The sequence below is a fragment of the Mycobacterium sp. NGS33 genome, assembly GCF_059812885.1.
On record NZ_JCALDN010000050.1, the window covers coordinates 1 to 223 of the forward strand.

The window sequence follows — 223 nt, forward strand, 5'->3', positions numbered from 1 at the left end:
TGGGTGATACGTATGCGAACGCGGCGCCGGATCTGTTGGATTTCTTGAACAATGCGGTGATCACCTCGCGCACCATCAACGCCCAGCAGAAGGATCTGGATCGGGCGTTGTTGTCGGCGGCCGGGTTCGGCAACACCGGTGCGGAGCTGTTCACCAAGGGCGGGCCGTATCTGGCGCGCGGCGCCGCTGACCTGGTGCCCACCGCCCAGCTGCTGGACACCTA

The 223-nt window shown here is 64.6% G+C and carries 1 protein-coding gene; it reads left to right on the forward strand.

Annotated elements, in window-relative coordinates; genetic code table 11:
* Nucleotides 1-223 (forward strand): MCE family protein (locus AC5Y5B_RS25265; RefSeq protein ID WP_500007405.1); only part of this gene is annotated, 223 nt, incomplete at both ends.